Origin of the sequence: Microbacterium sp. BF1, from assembly GCF_019279095.1 — a bacterium.
In the GTDB taxonomy this organism is placed as follows: domain Bacteria; phylum Actinomycetota; class Actinomycetes; order Actinomycetales; family Microbacteriaceae; genus Microbacterium; species Microbacterium maritypicum.
In genome coordinates, this window is the sequence record NZ_JAGYWT010000406.1 from 1 (window position 1) to 2,256 (window position 2,256).

Here is a 2,256-nt window from a genome sequence, read left to right on the forward strand (position 1 = left end):
CGCGACGCCTCGATCGCGGGCACCGTGGCGTTCACGCCGATCCGATCCCGTAGCGGCTCCGGCTGCTCGCGCCATGCGAAGTCGATCGCGGCCGCGAGCCATGTGGCCGCCTCCGCGTCTTCGTACTCCACGAACGGTGAGAACTCCGCCCACCCCTCCGGCCCCTCGAGGAGCAGTGCCTCCCGCACGTCGACGCCGCGGAAGCGACTGTGCATCGGAAGGGCGACGACCCTGGCCGAGTCGAGCAGGTCTGAGAGCGGCGGGATCATGTCAATCGTTCTCCAGGATCTTGGGGAGATGCCCCAGTTCGTTGAGGCGGCGGATGAGGCGTGAAGCGAGTGGTCCTCTGCTCAGTGAGAGCAGATAGAAGCGGGGACCGTCTTGCGCCTGGCGGAGCAGCCCGCGATCGAGGAGTGCGCGGATGACCCGGGAGCGTTGGGAGGCGGTGCCGGGGATCACCGATTCGAGATCGCCGGCCTTCACGACGCCGGCCGCGAGAACCGCGCGTAGCACCGTCTCATCGGCGCGGCTGAGGACCCCGTCCCGCGTCAGCTGCGTCAGCGCCGGGCCGACGAGCGCCGCCTCGACGAACTCATGGTCTTGTAGCTGGACGAGTCGGGCGAGGTCGTCGCGGATGCCCCGTGCGAAGAAAGTGATCCACGAGACGGTTCCCTCGTCATCCAGCGCATCGGCGGATTCGAGGGCCGCGATGTAGGCCGACCGATCGTTGCCGAAGACCGCGGCCGGATTCAGTGCGCTGTAGCCGCGCGTGGCGAATACCGTCTTGCGGAGCATCGCATACGTGAAGAGACGGGACACGCGTCCGTTGCCATTGCGGAACGGGTGAATCCATACGAAGCGGTGATGCGCGAGCGCGATCTGCATCATCTGCTCGTGCATCGGACGGTCATGGTTCGCGAAGGCGAGCAGGTCTGAGATCTCGGCGTGCACCGTCACCCAGGATGGAGGCACGTGGCCCGAACCGGAGATGGCCACATCTTGCTCCCGGTAGGCCCCCGGGGTGGGATCCCCTTCTCTGATGAGCCCCTCGACGGTGCGTGCGTGCAGATCTCGAACGAGCCCATGTGTGAGCGGAAGGGAAGGATCGAGGGTGTCGAGGTATCGCACTGCCTCGACGATGTTGGAGATCTCGCCGAGGTGATCATCGAATGATCGCGCTTCTGCCGCGCCGATGGTCTCGACGGCTTCGTACACGGTTGTGTGATTGCCTTCGATGCGCGCGGAGATCACGCTCATCACCGTGTCGAAGAGGAGATGCAGTTCGGTGACGATCTCACGGTGAGTCGTGCCGGTGCCGATGTCGGCGCGGAGCCGCTCGACTTCGAAGAGGAGCGGCACGAGGTCGGAATCGAATGCAGGCTGCGGGAGTCGATAGAGGTTGTTCATCGATGCTCCTTCGATCCACTGCGAACTTCTTTGATTGTGTCAGACTTATTGCCGAAGGTGCGGTCAAGAACCTTGATTCAGACGGGATCTGACGAGTTTCTCCTCTCTAGGAATTTGCGCCTGCATCGCAGGCCTTCTTGCGAGTGAGGCCCGATCTCACCCGCTGCACGTCAGGCCAGGTGTTTCTGCAGCTCGCCCATCCGCTCGGTGGGAATGAACCCGAGAAGCGTGTTCACGGCGAGCATGTGTGCGTTCGATTCCGCGTTGTACGTGTAGACGGCAGGTGCGTGAGGAGCTCGGTGCTGCAACAGGCGGAGGTTCGCGATCTTCACCGCCGTGCCGAGGCGGTGGCCGCGGTCGGCCCGGCGCACGAGCGTGCCCCATTGGTACGCATTGCCGTCGTCGCCCGACACGACGAGCTGGGTGTAGGCGGCGACCTGGCCCTCCGGCGTCAGCGCGACGGTGCCGATCGGAAGACGGTTCTGCCGGACGAGGAGCTCCTCCTGCTCGCGGATGCTCTCCACGTCGGGCTTCGCGGGTGCGATGTCGAGATCGCCGCTGGGGGCTTCGGTATCGATCGAGGCGTCGAGGACCGCCCAGCCTTCGACGACGTCGTCCGGCACCGGTCCGATCCAGCTCCGGACCGAGTAGCCCCGGGTCGCCGCAGCGATGTCGGCGTCGATCCGGTCGAGCACCTCGAGGTCGAGCGGGAGTGCGAGCCGGTTCTGCACGTCCCCGAGCGCGAGCGCGTAGCCGTGGCGGCGGGCGAACTCGCGACCGGGTGCGCCCTTGCCGTCGGATCCGAGCTCGTACGGCCACGAGGTGTCGCCCTGCGCGGTGGTGCGTCCG

The 2,256-nt window shown here is 65.9% G+C and carries 2 protein-coding genes and 1 pseudogene; all 3 read right to left on the reverse strand.

Annotation, left to right across the window (positions count from 1 at the left end; genetic code table 11):
• Nucleotides 1–269: pseudogene (locus tag KZA10_RS12830) on the reverse strand (O-succinylbenzoate synthase); the annotation flags it as partial.
• 1 nt (nt 270) lies between these two features.
• Complete coding sequence (locus KZA10_RS12835; protein ID WP_141386847.1) at nt 271–1,407, reverse strand: Fic family protein; 1,137 nt, start codon at nt 1,405–1,407, stop codon at nt 271–273.
• Nucleotides 1,408–1,577: 170 nt separating this feature from the next.
• Nucleotides 1,578–2,256: PE-PGRS family protein (locus KZA10_RS12840; protein ID WP_218683066.1), on the reverse strand; the 679-nt coding region annotated here is incomplete at its 5' end.